The organism is Rhodanobacter sp. IGA1.0 (assembly GCF_040208325.1).
GTDB lineage: Bacteria > Pseudomonadota > Gammaproteobacteria > Xanthomonadales > Rhodanobacteraceae > Rhodanobacter > Rhodanobacter spathiphylli.
Genome location: NZ_CP157948.1, coordinates 1 through 21,710 on the forward strand (window position 1 = coordinate 1; position 21,710 = coordinate 21,710).

The window sequence follows — 21,710 nt, forward strand, 5'->3', positions numbered from 1 at the left end:
ATGAGTGATCTGTGGCGGCGCTGCCTTGAGCGCCTGGAGGGCGATCTGAGCGCCGAAGACCTGCATACCTGGCTGATGCCGTTGCAGGCGCGCGAAGATGGCCATGGCCTGCAGCTGTTCGCACCCAATTCGTACACCCTGGAAACGGTTCGCGGACGCTACCTGGAGCAGATCGAAACCGTGCTGGCGCAACTTGCGGGCAAACCCTGCGCCGTGCGCCTGGAAGTGGGTTCCAGCTCGGTCCGCCCGGCCCCGGTCAGCAAGCCGCCGGCAGCAGCCGCTCCGCGCCCGGCGGCGGCGCCGGCGACTCCGCATCTCCACAACCTGGACCCCCACTACACCTTCGAAACCTTCGTCGAAGGCAAGTCGAACCAGCTCGGCAAGGCCGCCGCGATGCAGGTGGCGACCAACCCGGGGCGGGCCTACAACCCGCTGTTGCTGTACGGCGGCACCGGCCTGGGCAAGACCCACCTGATGCACGCCGCCGGCAACCTGATGCGCGAGCACAATCCCGACTGCAAGGTGCTGTACCTGCGTTCCGAGCAGTTCGTCGGGTCGATGATCGAGGCCTTGCGTGCCAAGAGCATGGACCAGTTCAAGCAGCGCTTCCGCTCGGTCGACGCCCTGCTGATCGACGACATCCAGTTCTTCGCCGGCAAGGACACCACGCAGGAGGAATTCTTCCATACATTCAACGCCTTGTTCGAATCCAAGCAGCAGATCATCCTCACCTGCGACCGCTATCCGAAGGAAGTGGACAAGCTGGAGCCCCGGCTGAAATCGCGGCTGGGCTGGGGCTTGAGCGTGGCGATCGAACCGCCGGATTTCGAAACCCGGGCGGCGATCCTGCTGGCCAAGGCGCACGAGAAGGGCGTGGCGGTCGACGAGAACGTGGCGATGCTGCTGGCCAAACGCATTCGTTCCAACGTGCGCGACCTCGAAGGCGCGTTGAACACGCTGGCGGCGCGGGCGAATTTCTACGGCAAGCCGATCACCACCGACTTTGCCGAGGAGACCCTGCGCGACCTGCTGGCCACCCATGCGCAGGCAGTCACCATCCCGAACATCCAGAAGATCACCGCCGAGTATTTCAACGTCCGGCTGCAGGATCTGCTGTCCAAGCGCCGCGTCCGCTCCCTGGCACGCCCGCGCCAGATCGCGATGACGCTGTCCAAGGAACTGACCGAACACAGCCTGCCGGAGATCGGCGAGGCCTTCGGTGGGCGCGACCACACCACGGTCATGCACGCGTGCAAGACGATCCGCAAGTTCATCGAGACGGACCCGCGGATACGGCAGGACTGGGAACAACTGATTCGAACACTGACCGGTTGAGGCGGAAATCAGCGAAAGCTATGGATAAGCGGGCGCGCAGGTTGTGGATAATGGGTGGATGGATTGGCCGCTAGACTTATCCACAAATCACACACCGGCAACCCGCCTCTCAGGGCACAGGGTAGAAACAAGGCAACTTTCTGATTTATCTGTGTTTTTTTAGATATAAAAGTTATACACCGCACCAACAACCACTACCAACTTCTTTTAAAGATAGAACAGCAGGTATAGGGGAAGCACAGCCATGCAATTCAGCATCCAACGAGAAGCCCTGCTCAAGCCGCTGCAACAGGTTGTCGGCGTGGTCGAACGGCGGCAGACCCTGCCAGTCCTGGCCAACCTTCTGGTCAAGGTCGGCGACGGCAAGCTGTCCCTTACCGGCACCGACCTCGAAGTCGAGATGGTGGCCACGGCAGACGCGGAGAAGCTGGCCGACGGCGAGATCACGATTCCCGCACGCAAGCTGTTCGACATCGTCCGGGCCCTGCCGGACGGCGCCCGCATCGACCTGAAGTTGAACGGCGACCGCGTGGCGTTGAATGCCGGACGCAGCCGCTTCACGCTGACCACCTTGCCGGCCAGCGAATTCCCCACCGTCGACCAGATCGAACTGGTCGAGAAGGTCAGCCTTCCGGAAGAAGTCCTGCGTGATCTGATGGAACGCACGGCGTTCGCGATGGCGAACCAGGACGTGCGCTACTACCTCAACGGCATGCTGCTGGACCTGCAGGAACACACGCTGCGCTGCGTGGCCACCGATGGCCATCGACTGGCCATGAAGGAGACCGAGCTGCAGAGCTCGGTGAGCACGCGCCGGCAGATCATCATTCCGCGCAAGGGTGTCAACGAACTGGTCGGTCTGCTCGAAACCGGCGACGGTGAGGTCGAGCTGGAGTTCGGTCGCAATCACCTGCGCGTGCGTCGCGGCGAGGTGGTATTCACCTCCAAGCTGATCGACGGTCGTTTCCCGGACTACGAGGCGGTGATTCCGCTGGGTGCGGACAAGACTGCCACGCTGGATCGCGAAGTGCTGCGCGGCGCCTTACAGCGTGCCGCCATTCTCTCGAACGAGAAGTACCGCGGCGTTCGCCTGGAACTGTCGCCGGGCAAGCTGCGCATCGTTGCGCACAACCCCGAGCAGGAAGAGGCGGTTGAGGAAGTGGAGGCCGATACACACGTGTCGGATCTGGCCGTGGGTTTCAACGTGGGATACCTGCTGGATGCGCTGGCCGCGTTGCGTGGCGACCAGGCCCGCTTGAGCCTGCGTGACGCGCAATCCAGCTGCCTGGTGCAGGAACACGACAACGAGCACGCCCGTCACGTGATCATGCCGCTGCGGCTCTGACGGCCAGGCATGGTTTTCAGCCGCTGCGGCAGGTCGTCGAAGCGCCGGAGTATCCGTGAGGAACTCCGGCGTTGCTGTTTGCGGCGTGACTGCACATGAAGATCGAACAGCTGCGCATTGCCGGCCTGCGTTGTTTCAGCGAAGCGACCTTGGCACTGGATCCCGGGATCAACGTTTTTGCGGGGGACAATGGCGCCGGCAAGACCAGCGTGCTGGAAGCGGTATTCCTGTTGTCCCACGGCCGCTCCTTTCGTAGCGGCGCCCGGGAAGCGTTGTTGCAGCGGGGGGCGTCGGGGCTTTCCATCTTCGCCGAGTTGCGCCACGCCGATGGTCGGCTCGCACGGCTTGGACTGGGTCGGACGGGGTCCCGCTGGGAGGGGCGGATCGATGGACTCAACGCTCCGTTGGGTGAACTTGTCCGGGAGTGTGCCGTGGTCTGTTTTGATCCCGGTTCGCACGCACTTATCTCCGGGGGGGCCGAGGAACGCCGCCGCTACCTCGACTGGGGCGTGTTCCACGTGGAACATCAGTTCCTGTCGATCTGGCGCCGTTATCAGCGGGCTCTGAAACAACGGAACAGCCTGCTTCGCAGCTACCCGCTGCCCGCTGACGCACTGTTCCTGCCCTGGGAAGCCGAGCTGGCCCAGACGGGGCAGCAGATCGACCAGCAACGGCAAGCGTACCTGGATCTCCTGCGACCCAGGCTGGCGCGAAGCATGCAAGGACTGCTGGGTGAGCTGGGCGCCTTGGAGCTGCGTTATCGCCGGGGGTGGGCGGAAGACCAGGAGCTGGCCTCGCAGTTGCGCGTCCAGAGGGAGAGGGACGTCACTCGTGGGCATACCACGATGGGAGTCCACCGCGCAGACTGGACGCTGGCGTTCGAGCATGCTCCGCTGCGGGAGCACCTGTCGCGCGGCCAGGGCAAGCTGGTCGCATTGGCCTGCATGCTCGCTCAAGCCGAACTCTACGCCGAGCATCACGGCGACTGGCCCATTGTTTGTCTGGACGACCTGGCTTCGGAACTCGACCAAGCCCATCAACGCGCCGTCATCGGTCAGTTGGTGGGGGCCAGCGCCCAGATCCTGCTGACCGGTACCGAGCTGCCGGTGGCAATGCGGGACCTACCTGCCCGGGTGTTCCACGTGGAACAAGGCGAGCTGTCCCGCCTGCTATAATCGAAAGGTTGCATCCCCATGGATTGCATAACCCTGTCCGGCCTTTACGGCGCCGCGTCGGGCGGGTAGCTGGCGCCAGGAAACGGTCACCGCATGAACGAATCCACGAACGAATCGCACTACGACTCAAGCAACATCAAGGTCCTCAAGGGCCTGGAGGCGGTGCGCAAGCGCCCGGGCATGTACATCGGCGACACCGATGACGGTACTGGCCTGCATCACATGGTGTTCGAGGTGGTCGACAATGCGATCGACGAAGCGCTCGCGGGTTATTGCGACAAGGTGGTAGTCACCATCCTTGAAGACGGCTCGGTCAGCGTCAGCGACAACGGCCGCGGCATTCCGGTCGACATCCACCCGGAAGAAGGTCGCTCCACCGCCGAGGTAGTGATGACCGTGCTGCACGCCGGCGGCAAGTTCGACGCGAACTCGTACAAGGTTTCGGGCGGCCTGCATGGCGTGGGCGTCTCGGTGGTGAACGCGCTGAGCGACCACCTGTGGCTGACGATCTATCGCGACGGTTTCGAATACCTGCAGGAGTACGCGCTCGGTGAACCGCTGTACTCGTTGAAGGAAGTCGCTCCTTCGACCCGGCGCGGTACCGTGGTGCGTTTTCTTCCCAGCCCGGCCACCTTCACCAACAACATCGATTTCCACTACGAGATTCTGGCCAAGCGCCTGCGCGAACTGGCCTTCCTCAACTCGGGCGTGACCATCGAGCTGAAGGACGAACGCGGGGAAGGGCGATCGGACACGTTCGCGTACGAGGGCGGCATCCGTTCGTTCGTGCAGCACCTGGCGCAGCTGAAGACCGCGCTGCACCCCAACGTGATCAGCCTGCTCTCCGAGCAGGACGGCATCGTCGTGGACCTCGCGATGCAGTGGACCGATTCCTACCAGGAGACGATGTTCTGCTTCACCAACAACATTCCGCAGCGTGATGGCGGCACCCATCTCACCGGTTTCCGCGCCGCGCTGACCCGCTCGCTGCAGAACTACATCGAGAAGGAAGGCCTGGCCAGGAACGCCAAGGTGGCGCTGTCCGGCGACGACATGCGTGAGGGCATGATCGCGGTGCTGTCGGTGAAGGTGCCCGATCCGAAGTTTTCCTCGCAGACCAAGGACAAGCTGGTTTCCTCCGAGGTGAAGACCGCTGTGGAGCAGGCGGTCAACGAGAAGTTGAGCGAGTTCCTGCTGGAACACCCGAACGAGGCCAAGGCGATCGCTTCCAAGGCGGTCGATGCCGCGCGTGCCCGCGAGGCTGCACGCAAGGCGCGCGAGATGACCCGCCGCAAGGGTGCGTTGGACATCGCCGGCCTGCCCGGCAAGCTGGCCGACTGCCAGGAAAAGGATCCGGCGCTGTGCGAACTGTTCCTGGTCGAGGGTGACTCCGCCGGCGGCTCCGCCAAACAGGGCCGCAATCGCAAGACCCAGGCCGTGCTGCCACTGAAGGGCAAGATCCTCAACGTCGAGAAGGCGCGCTTCGACAAGATGCTGTCCTCCGCCGAAGTCGGCACCCTGATCACCGCGCTGGGCACGGGCATCGGCAAGGACGACTACAACCCGGACAAGCTGCGTTACCACCGCATCATCCTGATGACCGACGCCGACGTCGACGGCTCGCACATCCGCACCTTGTTGCTGACCTTCTTCTACCGCCAGATGCCGGAGCTGATCGAGCGCGGCCATGTCTACATCGGCCTGCCGCCGCTGTACAAGGTGAAGCAGGGCAAGCAGGAGCTGTACATCAAGGACGACGCGGCGCTGAACGATTACCTGATCTCCAGCGCAGTCGACAACGCCTCGCTGACCTACAGCCCGGAAGCGCCTCCGATCACCGGCGAGGCCCTGGAAAAGCTGTTGCGCGGTTATCAGCACGCGCTGGACCAGATCGCCAAATTGGCGCACCGCTTCGATGCGGCGGTGTTCAACGCGCTGCTCGAACATGCCCCGATCCGTGCCGAACTGTGGACTGATGAAGCCGCCATGCAGGCGTGGCTCGATGGTGCCGCTGGGCGGCTGGCCGCCAGTGGCCTGGGCAAACCGCACTACCGCATGGCGTTGCGCCCCGCCCAGGGCGAGCAGGTGGCCGCGATCGAAGTGGTCAGGGAGCAGCACGGGTTGACCCACACCTGGCTGTTGCCGCAGCCGTTCTTCGGCAGCAACGAGTTCCGGCCCATCCTGGCGATGAGTCAGCAGATCGCCGGCATGATCCAGCCCGATGCCGTGGTTCGCCGTGGCAACGCCTCGCGTGGCGTGCTGAGCTTCCTGGAAGCGCGCAACTGGCTGCTGGACGAGGCCAAGAAGGGTCGCAGCATCCAGCGCTTCAAGGGCCTGGGTGAAATGAATCCCGAACAGTTGTGGGACACCACCGTGAACCCGGAAACCCGACGCATGCTGCAAGTGGGCATCGAGGACGCGATCGCCGCCGACCAGATGTTCTCGATGCTGATGGGCGAAGCTGTCGAGCCGCGTCGCGACTTCATCGAGGCAAACGCGCTGAAGGTGGCCAATCTCGACATCTGACCATTCGCCCGAGTATGCACAAGCCGCCGCCAAGTGGTTGATTTTGAACAATCTTCCATGCCGCATCGCAGCTTGTTATCGCACGCCGGCTCGGGTTAATCTCCATAGTTCCCCCGCGTCACTCGATCGATACGCGCAGACAACACGAGGATCACCATGAAGCATGTCCGTGGATTGACCATGCTGGCGAGCGCGGCATTGTTGCTCGGCCTTGCCAGCAGCCCGGTACTGGCGCGCAAGCACGAAGACACGTCGAAGAAGGAAGTGCTCTATCCCAATGCCAGCCGTACCGAGCCGAAGCTCGACCTGACCAGCGCAAAGGATCAGACAAACCTCAATGAGGGTCTGGACGCGGTCAACGCGGGTGACAAGGCCAAGGCCCAGCAGATCCTGCAGCCGATCGTCGATGACAGCAAGAGCAAATATGCACAGGCGCTGGCGCTTCAGGGGCTGGCCAACCTCGCCTACAACAACCAGGACGTGAAGGGGGCGATCAGCCTGCTGCAGCGCTCGCTGGCCATCGGCGTGCTGCCCAACGACACCTATTTCCAGCTGCAGTACATGCTCGCCCAGTTCCAGCTGGCCGATGAGCAATACCAGGCTGCGCTCGACACCGTCGCCAAATGGCGCGCCGAAGGCAAGAAGGAAACCGCCGATTCCTACGCGCTTGAAGGCAACGCGTATTACCGTCTCGCCAAGTATCCCGAAGCGATCGCCGCGATCACCAAGGCCAAGTCGCTGACCACCAAGGCGGAGCCGAGCTGGGACCAGATCCTGATGGCCAGCTACGCCGAATCCGGCCAGGACGACAAGGCTGCCGCACTGGCGACCAATCAGCTCAATTCGAATCCGGACGACCCCAATGCGCTGAACAACGCCGTGGCCGTGTTGATGCAGGCGCACAAGTATCCGGAAGCGATCCAGCTGATGGAGAAGGCTCGTGCGGCCGGCACGCTGACCAAGGAATCGCATTACGTGAACCTGGCCAAGCTGTACCTGATCACTGGCCAGGAAAGCTCCGATCCGGCCCCGAACGCCGCCAAGGCCACCCAGGTCCTCGAAGAGGGCATGAACAAGGGCGTGGTCAAGCCCACGGCAGAGACCTATGTGCTGCTGGGTCAGGCCGCCGAGATCGGCAACAAGACCGACCAGGCCGTCGGCTATTACACGAAGGCCCAGCCGCTGGCCAGCGACGGCGAGCCCGCGCTGCGCGCCAGCCGCCTGATGCTCAGCGAGAACAAGTACAAGGAAGCCAAGACCCTGATCCAGACCGCCCTCGACAAGGGCGTCAAGGAGAAGGGCAAGGCCTACATGATCCTGGCCGAGTGCGAGCGCGGCATGAAGAACAAGCCTGCCGCCGTCGCTGCGATGAAGAAGGCTGCACAGGATCCGGAAACCGCCGCCAAGGCCAAGGCCTGGTTGCAGAAGGCCGGTGCCGGCTGAGGCGGCAAATCGCATGGCAAGCCGCGGGATGGAATGGCCGCCCATCCGCCCCGCAGCGCTATACAAAAGCCATGTGCTGTTGTAACGTTGAAACCTTCCCCTGCGTCTCCCCAGCGGCAAGTTCTCTCCGGCTCCGTCCAGGCATCAGACGGATCCGGGCCAAGCCCTGCGGCAACGTTCTCTTCCGATTGATCAGCTCCAGACTAGTGACAGATGGCCTCAAGTAACGAAGAAATCGGGCGCGAGCCATTCAGTTGGAAGCGCACCTGGGCATTGGCTGTAGCTATTGGGCTGCACGCGTTTGCGTTCCTGTTGATCGTGGCGCCAATGGCGCCACCGCATCAGAACCACAAGGAGAAGGAACGCATCGTCCAGGTGAACTTCATCGAACCGCCGCCGCCGCCGCCGCCACCGCCGCCGCCGCCGCCGGAGCCGCCGAAGCAGCCGCCGCCGAAGATCATCCAGCAGATCAAGCCGCCACCGACGCCGCCGCCGCCGACCCCGCCACCCCCGGTGGAGGAAGTCTCGGCGAACGCGACCCCGGCGCCGCCGCCGGCACCGCCAGCTCCACCGGCGCCGCCAGCGGACATTACGGCCAGTTCGGACCTCAGCTACAACAGTCGTCTGCAGCCAAAGTACCCGCCACAGGCGATCCGCCAGCGGCATGAGGGTACGGTGGTGCTGATGATTCTGGTGGGCGTGGACGGTTCGCCGAAGGACATCAAGATCGATCGATCCAGCGGTTACCATGAACTTGACCGTGCAGCGATGGATGCGGCACGTCGTTGGCGCTTCAACCCAACGATTCGAAATGGACAAAAAGTCGAGGGGTACGCCCGCGTTCCCGTCAACTTCAATCTCAACCAGCTGTAACCGGCTCACCCCGGTTTACAGTTACAGTTCACGCTTGACTTCCCTAGGGTAGCGTTATGTTCCTACAGACTCCTGCAACGACCGATGCCGCACAGGCCATGGGTGGCAATACCAACGCCGAAGCCATGAAACAGATGGGCTTCGACAACCTGATCCAGAACTTCGACTGGCTCGGCTGGGTCGTCTTCGTGACCCTGGTCGTGATGTCGTTCCTGTCGTGGTACTTCATCATCGCCAACGGCATCCGCAATGCCACCGTCCGCGCTCGCGCCGACAAGGTGATCGACGGCTTCTGGGGCAACGGTTCCACCCAGGACGCGATCCGCGAACTCGAGGCGCAGCCGCGCAGCGAGCCGTTCTCGAAGATTGCGCTGGACGCCGCCTCGGCGGTCGCCCATCACCAGCAGGCCACCGCGGCTGCCGGCACCACCGGTCGTCTGGCCGAGTCGCTGAGCCGTTCGGAGTTCATCGATCGCGCCCTGCGTCAGGCCGTGGCCCGCGAGAGCCTGCGTCTGGAAGGCGGCATGACCCTGCTCGCCACCGTCGGTTCGGCGGCTCCGTTCGTCGGTCTGCTCGGTACGGTGTGGGGCATTTACCACGCGCTGATCCGCATCGCCGCTTCGGGCAACGCCTCGATGAACGCGGTGGCCGGTCCGGTCGGTGAGGCGCTGATCATGACCGCCTTCGGTCTGTTCGCCGCTATCCCGGCGCTGTTCGCGTACAACTTCTTCAGCCGCTCGAACCGCCTGACCTACGCCCGCTTCGACGAATTCGCACACGACCTGCACGACTTCTTCGCTACCGGTTCGCGCGTCGACAGCTCGAAGTGAGGGATTGACCCATGGCGATGAGCACTGGAGGCAATTCCGGCGGTCCGATGTCGGAAATCAACGTCACGCCGCTGGTCGACGTGATGCTGGTTCTGCTGATCATCTTCATGATCACCGCACCACTGATGTCGCACTCCATCACGATCGACCTGCCTACCGCCAATCCAAAGACCAAGGAACCGGAAATGGTGGTTCCGCCCCTGGATCTGGCGGTCAAGCAGGACGGCAGCATGTACTTCAATGACCATGCGGTCACGGAAGCCGAGCTGAGGTCGCTTCTGGCGGTGAACGCCCAGAAGTCGCCCCAGCCGGAGCTGCAGATCCGCGCGGACAAGGGTACCGAGTTCAAGATCGTGAAGAAGATCATCGGCGACACGAAGGATTCCGGCATGGTGCATGTCGCCTTCATGACCACTGACGCGCCGAAGGGGTGACCTGAGATGGCTTTCACTACCAAGACAACAGGTCCGATGTCGGAGATCAACGTCACGCCGCTGGTCGACGTGATGCTGGTCCTGCTGATCATCTTCATGATCACGGCGCCGGTGCTGGCCCACAAGATCCAGGTCGACCTGCCGCAGCCGAACGTGAACAATCCGCCGCCGACCAATCCGCTCGATCCGATTCATCTGAAGATCGATCAGGCCGGTGCGCTGTATTGGAATGACACCCCGGTCGACGAACTCGGCCTGAAAGCCCAGCTGGCGGTGATCGCGCAGCAGAGCAATCAGCCGGAGATCCAGATCGCGGCAGCCGACGGCGTGGCCTATGAGCACGTGGCCCGGGTGCTGGCCGATGCGAAGAGCTACAATCTGGTCAAGATCGGCTTCACTGAAGACTTCTGATCGGGCTGCCTCGGCAGCATGCAACAGACAAGACCCCCGCCCCGTGCGGGGGTTTTTGTTGGCGCGACGGTTGGTCGGAACAGTGTCAGCGCAGGATCTGCAGGTAGTTGCGCACGGTGGTGGCAAGTCCCTCGTACAAGGCCTCGCCGATCAAGGCGTGTCCGATGGAAACCTCGGCCAGGCCGGGAATCGCGGCGCGGAAGGTGCCCAGGTTCGCCTGGCTGAGATCGTGCCCTGCGTTCACGGCCAGTCCGGCCTGTTGCGCGCGCCGCGCGGTATCCGCACAAGCGGCCAGCACCGTGGCGGGCTCGCCATCGGCAAAAGCCTGGGCGTAGGGCCCGGTATAGATCTCGATGCGCTGTACGCCGATCACGGCGGCCAGGTCGAAATCCTGGCTGCCGGCATCGACGAACAGGCTGACCCGGCAGCCGAGATCGCACAGCTCGCCGACCAGCGGGCGCAGCTGCGCAATATCCCGGCGCAGGTCGAAGCCGTGATCGGAGGTGATCTGGCCATCGCCATCGGGAACCAGGGTCACCTGGGTGGGACGCACTTCGCGGGCCAGCTCCAGCAGGCCCGGGTAGTCCCCTCGCGGGTCGGCGAAGGGGTTGCCTTCGATGTTGTATTCGACCCGTCCGCGCAGCATCGCGGCGAGTGCCCGCACGTCGTGGGGACGGACATGCCGCTGATCGGGGCGGGGATGGACGGTAATGCCGCCGCAGCCCGCGTCGATGCAGGTCTGCGCCGCACGGCAGATGTCCGGTTCGTCGCCGCCGCGCGAGTTGCGCAGCACCGCGATCTTGTTGAGGTTGACGCTGAGCAGGGTCATGGCGTTCCGGCAATCCGCTGGGAATGAAAGGCTATCGCAAGGGAGATCGACCGAGGCAACCGAGTGTCGATGCGCGGCCGACGACCGACCGGAAACAGTGCGCCGATCACTCGCCGCTGGCAAGCGTCCCGAACCGTATCCGACGCGCGTCGCCTCGCCATGCCACCGCCGCGACCAGATCGGGGTCCAGCTCGAGGCGGCGCAGTTGCCAGGCGTCGACGTCATCACCCTGCAGGTAGCGCAGGCGCAGTTGTCCGGCATCGCTGGCAACGCTGAAGCGATCCAGCCCGAACGCGATGCCGCGCCCCAGCGCCTTCACCACGGCCTCCTTGGCCGTCCACAGCTCAAGAAAGGCCGCGTTGCGCGCGGCCGCCGGCAGCCTGGCCAAGGCTGCCGCTTCATCGGCGCTGAAGAAGCGCCGGGCGATCTCCAGACTGCGCTGGCGCGGGCGAGCACGCTCGAGGTCGATCCCCGGCGCCACGTTTCGTCCCACCGCGATCAGCGCGTGCTCGCCACTATGTGACCAGTTGAAGCCCAGCGATGGATCATGGGGCGCGGTCAGCGCGGGACGGCCATGTTCGCCGTCCACCAGCGCCACCCGCTCCGCGGCGACATCGAGATAGGCGGCGAGCACCTCGCATAGGGGCTTCCGCCCCAGCGCCTGCCGGTAGTGCACGCGCCACACATGAATCTCGTCATCCCGCAGGGCCTCTGCTACGTTGGCAAGCACGAGTTCGGGCGGGGCGATCATCCAGGCATGGTGCCGCCGGGCTGGCCGGGGCACAAGCGCGGATCGCCCGCCGCGCTGCCCATCTGCCGGGGAGATTGGCTTGATCCAGGGCTGGTTGCTGTTGCTGGTGTCGCTGCTCTACGTGGGGCTGCTGTTCGTGGTGGCCTACGCAGGCGACCGGCGACCGCTGTATCCGCGTCAGCCGCGGCTGCGCCCGATCGTCTACAGCCTGGCGCTGGCCGTCTATTGCTCGTCGTGGACGTTCTATGGCGCCGTGGGCACGGCTGCCCGCGACGGCCTGGCTTACCTGCCGATCTATCTGGGTCCGATCCTGCTGTACGTGTTCGGCTTCGGCCTGCTGCGGCGGCTGGTGCAGGTGGTCAGGCAGCGCAACATCACGTCGATCGCCGACTTCATCGGCGCGCGCTTCGGCAAGTCGCACGGGCTGGCGGCCCTGGTCGCGGTGATCGCGGTGATCGCCGTGGTGCCGTACATCGCGCTGCAATTCAAGGCCGTGGCAATGTCGTACGGCGTGCTGGGCGGCGCGGCGTTCGGCGCGGTGAAGGCGGGCGGAATCGACAGCGCGATGTGGTGTGCCGTGCTGCTGGCCCTGTTCGCGATCCTGTTCGGCACCCGCAGCATCGATGCGACCGAGCATCACCATGGCCTGATGCTGGCGATCGCGCTGGAGTCGCTGATCAAGCTGCTCGCCTTCGTGGCGCTGGCCGGCTACGCGCTGTGGCGGGGCCCCGGCCTGCTCGGCACCGTGCAGCCGCCGGTGGTCCAGCTGAGCCACGGACTGACCCCGGGTTTCATGGCGCAGACGATGCTGGCCTTCTGCGCGATGTTCTGTCTGCCGCGCCAGTTCCAGATCGGCATGGTCGAATGCGAGGACGCCAGCGACCTCAGCCGCGCGCGCTGGATGGTGCCGCTGTACCTGGTGATCGTCAGCCTCGCGGTGCTGCCGATCGTGGCGGCCGGCGCGCACATGCCGCTGGTGCGCGACGGCGCGGCTGACGCGTGGGTGCTGACCCTGCCGTTGTCGCACGGCGATCGGGGCATGGCCCTGCTGGCCTTCGTGGGCGGATTCTCGGCCGCCACCGGCATGGTGATCGTGGCGGCGGTGGCATTGTCCACGATGATCAGCAACGACCTGGTGATGCCGGCCCTGCTGCGCATCCGCCGCCTGCGGCTGGAACATCGCAGCGACCTGTCGCAGCTGGTGCTGGGCGTGCGGCGGATCGCGATCATCCTGCTCGCGGCGATGGCTTATGCGTACTACCGCGTCGCCGCCAATGCGGAGAACCTGGCCGCCACCGGACTGCTCGCTTTCGCTGCGGTGGCGCAATTCGCGCCGGCCCTGGTCGCCGCGATCTACTGGCGGGGCGCCAGCCGTCGGGGCGTGGTGGTCGGCCTGGCCGGCGGCTTCATCGTATGGGTCTACACCCTGCTGCTGCCGGCGCTGATCCGCTCGGATCAGTGGCTGCAGCAGGGACCGTTCGGCTGGGACTGGCTGCGCCCGCAGGCGCTGTTCCATCTCAGCGGCTGGGAACCGGTGATGCACGGCACGTTCTGGTCGCTGCTGGTCAACATCGGCTGCTTGGTGTTCGTCTCGCTGCGCTTCCGGCCCAGCCTGGAAGAGCGCCTGCACGCGGCGGTGTTCATGGACGCCGATCCGGCCAGCCGCGGCGGTGCGGGTGACTGGCGTGGCCGCGTGGTGGCGGCGGACCTGCGCACGATCGCCGAGCGGATTGTCGGCGAGCGCAGCAGCGCGCGCGCGTTCGAGGAATATGGCCACCGCCTGGGCAAGCCCCTGCTGCCCGGCACAGCCGCCGACCGCGCGCTGATCCAGTTCACCGAACGCCTGCTCGCCTCGGCCGTCGGCGCGGCGAATGCGCGGCGCATCCTGATCAGCGCGCTCTCCGGCAGCGGCCTGGACCTGGCCGAGTCGATGGCGTTGCTGGACGAAGCCTCGCAGGAACTGCGCTTCAACCGGGAACTGCTGTCCACCACGCTGGAGAACGTCTCCCAGGGCATCAGCGTGGTCGACGCCGGCATGCGCCTGGTGGCGTGGAACCGTCGCTACCTGGAACTGTTCGACTATCCCGACGGCATGGTCTACGTCGGCGTGCCGGTGGCCGAGCTGATTCGCTGGAACGCCGAACTGGGCGAATGCGGCCCGGGCGAAGTGGACGGCCATGTGGCCAAACGCATCGACTACATGCGTGCCGGCTCCTCGCACCTGTTCCAGCGCATCCGGCCGGACGGCTCGGTGATCGAGATGCGCGGCCGGGCGCTGCCCGGCGGCGGCTATGTGACCACCTATACCGACGTGACGGCGTACAAGAACGCCGAACAGGCGCTGATGGAAGCCAACGAGACGCTGGAACTGCGCGTGGAGCAGCGCACCGCCGAACTGTCCGAAGCGCTGGTGGCCACCGCCCAGGCGCGTCGCGCGGCCGAGGCGGCGAACATTTCCAAGACGCGCTTCCTCGCTGCCGCCAGCCACGACCTGCTGCAGCCGCTGAATGCCGCGCGGCTGTTCACCTCGGCGCTGCGCCAGCATCCGGGGCTGGACAGCGAGGCCGAACAGCTGGCCGAACGCATCGATGCCTCGTTCCGCGCGGCCGAGGACCTGCTGGACGCACTGCTCGATACCTCGCGCCTGGACACCGGCAGCTATCGTCCCGACGTGTCGGGCTTTGCGCTGGCCGACCTGTTCGATTCGCTGAAGGCGCAGTTCGCGGTGGTCGCCGAACAGCGCGGCCTGCGCCTGCGCGTGGTGCCAACGCGACTGGCCGTGCGCAGCGATCCCCAGCTGTTGCGGCGGATCCTGCAGAACTTCCTGTCCAATGCCTTGCGTTACACGCGCCACGGCGGCGTGCTGCTGGGTGCGCGCCGGTTCGGCGACCAGGTGCGCATCGAGGTGTGGGACACCGGGCCGGGGATTCCGCCGGAGCAGCGGGCGCGGATCTTCGACGAGTTCCAGCGCCTGGAGCAGCCGTCGCCGTGGGGCGAGAAAGGCCTGGGCCTGGGCCTGTCGATCTGCGACCGGCTGGCCGGCATCCTCGGCCATCGCCTGGACCTCGACTCACGCGTGCAGCATGGCAGCCGTTTCGCGGTGAGCGTGCCACGCAATGAAAGCGTGCCGATGCGGCGTCGGCGCGTGGCGCGCAGCGGCCCGGACACGCAACTGCCGTTGACCGTGCTGTGCTTGGACAACGACGAGTCGATCCTCGACGGCATGCGCGCGCTGCTCGGGCGCTGGGGCATCGACTGCCGCACCGCGGTCGACGTGGACCAGGCGCGGGCGGAACTGCGGCGTGGTCCGATCGACCTGATCCTCGCCGACTACCACCTGGCCAACGATGTCGATGGTCTGCAGGCCCTGCAGCAACTGCGCGACGCGGTGATGCAGTTGCCGCCGGCGGCGATCATCACCGCCGACGGCAGCAGCGAGCTGAAGCAGCGGGCGCGGGCGCTGGGCTACCCGCTGTTGCACAAGCCGGTGAAGCCGGCGGCCCTGCGCGCGCTGCTGGCTGCGCCGCTGCGCGGCCAGCACTGAGCAGGCTTCAGCCAGCTCAGCGCGGCAGCAGCGAACCGCCCATCAGGTACTCGTCGACTGCACGAGCGCACTGGCGGCCTTCGCGAATCGCCCACACCACCAGCGACTGCCCGCGCCGCATGTCGCCGGCGGCGAACACCCGATCGACGCTGGTGCGGTAGTCATCGGTACCGGCCTTGGCGTTGCCGCGGGCGTCCTTCTCCACGCCGAACGCGTCCAGCACATGCTGCAGCGGCGAGACGAAGCCCATCGCCAGCAGCACTAGCCCGGCAGGCACCTCGAACTCGCTGCCGGCGATCTCGGCCATCCGGCCGTCCTTCCACTCCAGCCGCACCGCGGTGAGGCTGCACACGTTGCCCGCGCCGTCGTCGTTGAAACACTTGGTGGCCACCGCCCAGTCGCGCTGGCAGCCCTCCTCGTGCGAGCTCGACGTGCGCAGGCGGATCGGCCAGTACGGCCACACCAGCGGCTTGTTCTCCTGCAGCGGCGGTTGCGGCAGCAGCTCGAACTGGGTCACCGACGCGGCACCGTGGCGGTTGGAGGTGCCCACGCAATCCGAGCCGGTGTCGCCGCCGCCGATCACCACCACGTTCTTCGCGGTGGCCAGGATCTGCCGGTCGAGCCGGTCGCCGGCGACCACCTTGTTCTGCTGCGGCAGGAAGTCCATCGCGAAATGCACGCCATTCAGTTCGCGCCCGGGCACCGGCAGGTCGCGCGGCGTCTCGGCACCGCCGGCGATCACCACCGCGTCGAAATCCTGCTTCAGCTGCTCGGGCGTGATCGTCTCGCCGGCTGCTCCCGCGGCGGCATCGCCCACGAACACGCCGGTGCGGAACTGCACGCCCTCGCCGCGCAGTTGCTCCACGCGGCGATCGATCAGCATCTTGTCCAGCTTGAAATCGGGGATGCCATAGCGCAGCAGGCCGCCGATCCGATCGTTCTTCTCGAACACCGTCACCGCATGTCCCGCCCGCGCCAGCTGCTGCGCGGCGGCCAGGCCGGCCGGACCGGAGCCGATCACCGCGACGCTCTTGCCGCTGAGCCGCGCCGGCGGTTGCGCGGTGACCCAGCCCTCTTCCCAGCCCTTGTCGATGATCTTGTGCTCGATCGACTTGATGCCCACCGCCTCGCTGTTGATGTTCAGCGTGCACGCCGATTCGCACGGCGCCGGGCAAATCCGCCCGGTGAACTCGGGGAAGTTGTTGGTCGAGTGCAGCACCTCGAGCGCGCGCCGCCAGTCCTGCTGGTGGACCAGCTCGTTGAAGTCGGGGATCAGGTTGTTGACGGGGCAGCCGTTGTGGCAGAACGGAATGCCGCAATCCATGCAGCGGGCGGCCTGGGTCGACGCGTCGGCGTCGCCCAGATGGCGGATGAACTCGCGCCAGTGCTTCTTGCGCTGCGCGGGCGCCTCGCTGGTTTCGCTGAGCCGCGGATAGTCGAGAAAGCCGGTGATCTTGCCCATCTGTCTTCCCCTGGCCTCAGGCCGTGGCCTTCGCGGTGGATGCCGTGGCGGGCGCGGCGTTCGCATCGCCCAGTGCGCGCCGGTATTCGTGCGGCATCACCTTGACGAAGCGCGAGCGCGCGCTTTGCCAGTCGTGCAGGATGTCCTTGGCGCGGAAGCTGCCGGTGTGGCGGAAGTGCGCCTCGATCAACTGGCGCAGGATCGCCTCGTCGGTGGCCCGCGGCGCGCCGCGCGAAACGGCATGCCATTGATGGGGCGGCACGCGGACCTCCTGCTCCACGCCGGAAAGCACCGGCTCGAGCGCCACCAGGGCGAGGTTGCACTTGCGCTCGAACGTGCCGTGGGGGTCGTACACATAGGCCACGCCGCCGGACATTCCCGCCGCGAAGTTGCGTCCGGTTTCGCCCAGCACCACCACGGTGCCGCCGGTCATGTATTCGCAACCGTGGTCGCCGACGCCTTCGACCACCGCGCTGGCGCCGGAATTGCGCACGGCGAAGCGTTCGCCGGCGACGCCGTTGAAATGCGCCTCGCCTTCGGTGGCGCCGTACAGCACGGTGTTGCCCGCGATGATGTGCTCCGGGCCGAAGCCGTGGAAGTCGTTCGGCGAGCGCACGATGATGCGGCCGCCGGACAGACCCTTGCCCACGTAGTCGTTGCCTTCGCCGACCAGGTCGAGGGTGATGCCGCGAGCCAGGAACGCGCCGAAACTCTGCCCGGCGACGCCGGACAACTGCACGTGGATGGTGTCGTCGGGCAGGCCGGCGTGGCCGTGGCGCCGCGCCACTTCGCCGGACAGCAGGGTGCCCACGGTGCGGTTCACGTTGCGCACGCCGAGCATGAAGCTGGTCTTCTCGCCCTGTTCCAGCGCGGCGCGGGCCTTCTCGATCAGCACATGGTCGAGCGCCTTGCCGCCCTTCTCCAGGCCGTGGTCCTGCGATTCCACGTGGCGGCGGGCGACCTCGGCGGGCACCTCGGGGCGATGGAACACCCGCGAGAAATCCAGCCCGCGCGCCTTCCAGTGCGCGATGCCCTGGCGCACGTCGAGCAGGTCGGCGCGGCCGACCAGGTCGTCGAAGCGGCGGATGCCCAGCTGGGCCATGATCCGCCGCGCTTCCTCGGCGACGAAGAAGAAGAAATTCACCACGTGCTCGGGCTTGCCGGCAAACTTCCGGCGCAGCACCGGGTCCTGCGTGGCCACGCCGACCGGGCAGGTGTTGAGGTGGCATTTTCGCATCATGATGCAGCCTTCCACCACCAGTGGCGCGGTGGCGAAGCCGAACTCGTCGGCGCCCAGCAACGCACCGATCACCACGTCGCGGCCGGTCTTCATCTGGCCGTCCGCCTGCACCCGGATGCGTCCGCGCAACCGGTTCAGCACGAGGGTCTGCTGGGTCTCGGCCAGGCCCAGTTCCCATGGCGTGCCGGCGTGCCTGATCGACGACCACGGCGAGGCGCCGGTGCCGCCGTCGTGGCCGGCGATCACCACATGGTCGGCCTTGGACTTGGCCACGCCCGCGGCGACCGTGCCCACGCCGACTTCGGACACCAGCTTCACTGAGATCGAGGCCTGCGGATTGCAGTTCTTCAGGTCGTGGATCAGCTGGGCCAGATCCTCGATCGAGTAGATGTCGTGGTGCGGCGGCGGCGAGATCAGGCCCACGCCGGGCACCGAAAAGCGCAGCCGCGCGATGTATTCGGACACCTTGTGGCCGGGCAGCTGGCCGCCCTCGCCGGGCTTGGCGCCTTGGGACACCTTGATCTGGATCTGGTCGGCCGAGACCAGGTAGGCCGCGGTGACGCCGAAGCGGCCCGAAGCCACCTGCTTGATCCGCGAGCGCAGTGAATCGCCGGCTTCCAGCGCGATGTCGCTTTCGATGTGCTGCGCGCCGATCACGCTGGCCAGGGTGTCGCCGGACCGGATCGCGATGCCGCGCAATTCGTCGCGGTAGCGCGCCTCGTCCTCGCCGCCTTCGCCGGTGTTGGACTTGCCGCCGATCCGGTTCATCGCCACCGCCAGCGTGGCGTGCGCCTCGGTGGAGATCGAGCCCAGCGACATCGCGCCGGTGGCGAAGCGCTTGACGATCTCCCTGGCCGGTTCCACCTCGTCCAGCGGAATCGCCGCCGAAGGATCGATGCGGAACTCGAACAGCCCGCGCAGCGTCATGTGGCGGCGGGTCTGGTCGTTGATCAGCTGCGCGTATTCCTGGTAGGTGCCGGTGCTGTTGGCGCGGGTGGCGTGCTGCAGCTTGGCGATCGAGTCCGGCGTCCACATGTGCTCGTCGCCGCGCGTGCGCCAGGCGTACTCGCCGCCCACGTCGAGCGCGTCGGCCAGCAGCGGGTCGTCGCCCCAGGCCGCCCGGTGCTGGCGCAAGGCCTCCTCGGCCACCTCGAACAGGCCGATGCCCTCGATGTTCGAGGTGGTGCCGGTGAAGTAGCCGTCGACCAGCTCGCGGCTGAGGCCCACCGCCTCGAAGATCTGCGCGCCGGTGTAGGACATGTAGGTCGAGATGCCCATCTTGGACATCACCTTCTGCAAGCCCTTGTCGATCGCCTTGATGTAGTTGTGGATCGCCTTGTCGGCGCTGACGCCGCCCGGGCTGGCGGCGAACTGCTGCGCCAGCACTTCCATCGCCAGGTAGGGGTGGATCGCCTCGGCGCCGTAGCCGGCGAGCAGGGCGAAATGATGCACCTCGCGCGCCGAGCCGGTTTCCACCACCAGCCCGGTGCTGGTGCGCAGGCCGCGGTTGACCAGATGCAGATGGACGGCCGAGGTGGCCAGCAGGGCGGGAATCGCCACGCGCTCGCGGTCGGCGTGGCGATCGGACACCACCAGGATGTTGTGGCCCTGGCCGATCGCGTCCACCGCCTGGGCGCACAGCGAGGCCAGCCGTGCCTCGATGCCCTGCTTGCCCCAGCTTGCCGGATAGGTGATGTCCAGTTCGAAGCTGCGGAACTTGCCCTTGGAGTAGCGGCCGATCTTGCGGATCTTCGCCATCTCGGCGAAATCCAGCACCGGCTGCTGCACTTCCAGTCGCAGCGGCGGGTTGATGTTGTTGATGTCCAGCAGGTTCGGCTTGGGCCCGATGAAGGACACCAGCGACATCACCAGCTGTTCGCGGATCGGATCGATCGAGGGGTTGGTGACCTGGGCGAACAGCTGGCGGAAATAGCTGTACAGCGACTTGTCGCGATCGGACAGCACCGCCAGCGGCGCGTCGTTGCCCATCGCGCCGATCGCCTCCTGGCCGTCCAGTGCCATCGGCAGCAGCTGGAATTTCAGGTCTTCCTGGGTGTAGCCGAACGCCTGCTGGCGATCGAGCAGGTCATCGCCCAGGCGCGCCTCGGCGCGGGGCTCGGGCAGCGCGTCCAGCTTGATCCGGATGTGTTCGATCCACTGCTTGTACGGCTTGGCGTTGGCGAGCTGGTCCTTCAGTTCCTGGTCGTCGATGATCCGTCCGGCCTCCATGTCGATCAGCAGCATCTTGCCCGGCTGCAGCCGCCACTTCTTCACGATGCGCGATTCGGCCACCGGCAGCACGCCGGCCTCGGAGGCGAGGATCACCAGGTCGTCGTCGGTGATCAGGTAGCGCGCCGGGCGCAGGCCGTTGCGATCCAGCGTGGCGCCGACCTGACGGCCGTCGGTGAAGGTGATCGCGGCCGGTCCGTCCCACGGCTCCATCATCGCGGCGTGGTACTCATAGAACGCGCGATGGTTGTCGTCCATCAGGGTGTGCCGTTCCCATGCCTCGGGAATCATCATCATCATCGCGTGCGACAGCGGGTAGCCGGCCATCGTCAGCAGTTCGAGGCAGTTGTCGAACGAGGCGGTGTCGGACTGGCCCGGGTAGATCAGCGGCCACAGCTTGGCGAGGTCGTCGCCGAGCACCGGCGAGGAAATCGCGCCGGTGCGCGCGTTGATCCAGTTGACGTTGCCCTTGACCGTGTTGATCTCGCCGTTGTGCGCGATCATCCGGTACGGATGGGCCAGCTCCCACGCCGGGAAGGTGTTGGTGGAGAAGCGCTGGTGCACCATCGCCAGCGCCGACACCGTGCGCGGATCGACCAGGTCGAGGTAATACTGGCCGACCTGGTCGGCCAGCAGCAGGCCCTTGTAGACCACGGTGCGGGTGGACATCGACGGCACGAAGTATTCCTTGCCGTACTTCAGGCCCAGCGCGCGGATTGCGTGGCTGGAGGTCTTGCGGATCACGTACAGCTTGCGCTCCAGCGCGTCGGGCACCATCACGTCCGGACCGCGGCCGATGAAGATCTGCCGGATCACCGGCTCGCGGCCCCGCACGGTGGGCGACATCGGCATCGTGGCGTCCACCCGCACGTCGCGCCAGCCCAGCACCTGCTGGCCCTCCGCCCGCACCGCGCGTTCGAGTTCCTGCTGGCAGGCCAGCCGCGACGCCTGCTCGCGGGGCAGGAACACCATGCCCACGCCGTACTCGCCCGGTGGCGGCAGCACGATGTCCTGGACGGCCATCTCCTCGCGGTAGAACTGGTCGGGGATCTGGATCAGGATGCCGGCGCCATCGCCCATCAGCGCATCGGCACCGACCGCGCCGCGATGATCGAGGTTGCGCAGGATCAGCAGGCCCTGCTCGATGATGGCGTGGCTCTTCCGACCCTTGATATGGGCGACAAAGCCCACGCCGCAGGCGTCATGTTCGTTGCGCGGGTCGTAAAGACCCTGGGCCTGCGGCTGATCCATTGACTCCCCTCCACGGGAATGGCTGCCCATCG

The 21,710-nt window shown here is 66.0% G+C and carries 14 protein-coding genes; 10 read left to right on the forward strand and 4 right to left on the reverse strand.

Translation table 11 applies throughout. The annotated features are described in order from the left end of the window. The 9 genes from dnaA (at position 1) to ABNK63_RS00045 (ending at position 10,372) form a co-directional block, all read left to right on the forward strand. On the forward strand, positions 1–1,335 hold the full coding sequence (dnaA, locus tag ABNK63_RS00005; RefSeq protein ID WP_007809826.1) for a chromosomal replication initiator protein DnaA: 1,335 nt from the start codon (positions 1–3) through the stop codon (positions 1,333–1,335). A 244-nt stretch (positions 1,336–1,579) separates the two neighbouring features. Then, on the forward strand, positions 1,580–2,680 hold the full coding sequence (gene dnaN / locus ABNK63_RS00010; protein WP_007809824.1) for a DNA polymerase III subunit beta: 1,101 nt from the start codon (positions 1,580–1,582) through the stop codon (positions 2,678–2,680). Between the two features lie 95 nt (positions 2,681–2,775). Continuing rightward, a complete protein-coding gene (gene recF / locus ABNK63_RS00015) occupies positions 2,776–3,855 on the forward strand; it encodes a DNA replication/repair protein RecF (RefSeq protein ID WP_007809823.1) in 1,080 nt (359 codons plus the stop codon). A gap of 93 nt (positions 3,856–3,948) precedes the next feature. Next, complete coding sequence (gene gyrB, locus ABNK63_RS00020; RefSeq protein WP_350016304.1) at positions 3,949–6,381, forward strand: DNA topoisomerase (ATP-hydrolyzing) subunit B; 2,433 nt, start codon at positions 3,949–3,951, stop codon at positions 6,379–6,381. Between the two features lie 156 nt (positions 6,382–6,537). After that, positions 6,538–7,824, forward strand: coding sequence for a tetratricopeptide repeat protein (locus ABNK63_RS00025; RefSeq protein WP_238530965.1), 1,287 nt, complete (start codon positions 6,538–6,540; stop codon positions 7,822–7,824). 213 nt (positions 7,825–8,037) lie between these two features. After that, a complete protein-coding gene (locus ABNK63_RS00030) occupies positions 8,038–8,697 on the forward strand; it encodes an energy transducer TonB (protein ID WP_040673557.1) in 660 nt (219 codons plus the stop codon). 98 nt (positions 8,698–8,795) lie between these two features. Beyond that, on the forward strand, positions 8,796–9,527 hold the full coding sequence (locus ABNK63_RS00035; RefSeq protein ID WP_007809815.1) for a MotA/TolQ/ExbB proton channel family protein: 732 nt from the start codon (positions 8,796–8,798) through the stop codon (positions 9,525–9,527). Positions 9,528–9,538: 11 nt separating this feature from the next. Continuing rightward, positions 9,539–9,961, forward strand: a complete 423-nt coding sequence (locus ABNK63_RS00040; protein ID WP_007809813.1) for a biopolymer transporter ExbD — start codon at positions 9,539–9,541, stop codon at positions 9,959–9,961. A 6-nt stretch (positions 9,962–9,967) separates the two neighbouring features. Next, a complete protein-coding gene (locus tag ABNK63_RS00045; protein WP_040673554.1) occupies positions 9,968–10,372 on the forward strand; it encodes a biopolymer transporter ExbD in 405 nt (134 codons plus the stop codon). 85 nt (positions 10,373–10,457) lie between these two features. On the opposite strand, the gene ABNK63_RS00050 is transcribed toward ABNK63_RS00045, so the two are convergent. After that, entirely contained in the window at positions 10,458–11,201 is a 744-nt protein-coding gene (locus ABNK63_RS00050; protein WP_007809808.1) for a pyridoxine 5'-phosphate synthase, read from the reverse strand. A 106-nt stretch (positions 11,202–11,307) separates the two neighbouring features. Next, a complete protein-coding gene (locus ABNK63_RS00055) occupies positions 11,308–11,952 on the reverse strand; it encodes a 4'-phosphopantetheinyl transferase superfamily protein (protein ID WP_007809806.1) in 645 nt (214 codons plus the stop codon). Between the two features lie 79 nt (positions 11,953–12,031). Between ABNK63_RS00055 and ABNK63_RS00060 the strand changes: the two genes are divergently transcribed. Beyond that, complete coding sequence (locus ABNK63_RS00060) at positions 12,032–15,496, forward strand: PAS domain-containing hybrid sensor histidine kinase/response regulator (RefSeq protein WP_350016305.1); 3,465 nt, start codon at positions 12,032–12,034, stop codon at positions 15,494–15,496. Positions 15,497–15,512: 16 nt separating this feature from the next. On the opposite strand, the gene ABNK63_RS00065 is transcribed toward ABNK63_RS00060, so the two are convergent. Continuing rightward, positions 15,513–16,958: a glutamate synthase subunit beta gene (locus ABNK63_RS00065; protein ID WP_350016306.1), complete on the reverse strand. Its 1,446-nt coding sequence runs from the start codon at positions 16,956–16,958 to the stop codon at positions 15,513–15,515. Between the two features lie 16 nt (positions 16,959–16,974). Further along, complete coding sequence (locus ABNK63_RS00070; protein WP_350016307.1) at positions 16,975–21,678, reverse strand: glutamate synthase-related protein; 4,704 nt, start codon at positions 21,676–21,678, stop codon at positions 16,975–16,977. Positions 21,679–21,710: the final 32 nt, after the last annotated feature.

Bases quoted from the DNA above. Each gene is read 5' to 3' on its own strand.
- ABNK63_RS00030 (WP_040673557.1), top strand. From the start codon at position 8,038: ATGGCCTCAAGTAACGAAGAAATCGGGCGCGAGCCATTCAGTTGGAAG.
- ABNK63_RS00070 (WP_350016307.1), bottom strand. From the start codon at position 21,678: ATGGATCAGCCGCAGGCCCAGGGTCTTTACGACCCGCGCAACGAACAT.
- ABNK63_RS00035 (WP_007809815.1), top strand. From the start codon at position 8,796: ATGGGTGGCAATACCAACGCCGAAGCCATGAAACAGATGGGCTTCGAC.
- recF (WP_007809823.1), top strand. From the start codon at position 2,776: ATGAAGATCGAACAGCTGCGCATTGCCGGCCTGCGTTGTTTCAGCGAA.
- ABNK63_RS00050 (WP_007809808.1), bottom strand. From the start codon at position 11,201: ATGACCCTGCTCAGCGTCAACCTCAACAAGATCGCGGTGCTGCGCAAC.
- ABNK63_RS00025 (WP_238530965.1), top strand. From the start codon at position 6,538: ATGAAGCATGTCCGTGGATTGACCATGCTGGCGAGCGCGGCATTGTTG.
- ABNK63_RS00065 (WP_350016306.1), bottom strand. From the start codon at position 16,958: ATGGGCAAGATCACCGGCTTTCTCGACTATCCGCGGCTCAGCGAAACC.
- dnaN (WP_007809824.1), top strand. From the start codon at position 1,580: ATGCAATTCAGCATCCAACGAGAAGCCCTGCTCAAGCCGCTGCAACAG.
- ABNK63_RS00040 (WP_007809813.1), top strand. From the start codon at position 9,539: ATGGCGATGAGCACTGGAGGCAATTCCGGCGGTCCGATGTCGGAAATC.
- gyrB (WP_350016304.1), top strand. From the start codon at position 3,949: ATGAACGAATCCACGAACGAATCGCACTACGACTCAAGCAACATCAAG.
- ABNK63_RS00055 (WP_007809806.1), bottom strand. From the start codon at position 11,952: ATGATCGCCCCGCCCGAACTCGTGCTTGCCAACGTAGCAGAGGCCCTG.
- dnaA (WP_007809826.1), top strand. From the start codon at position 1: ATGAGTGATCTGTGGCGGCGCTGCCTTGAGCGCCTGGAGGGCGATCTG.
- ABNK63_RS00045 (WP_040673554.1), top strand. From the start codon at position 9,968: ATGGCTTTCACTACCAAGACAACAGGTCCGATGTCGGAGATCAACGTC.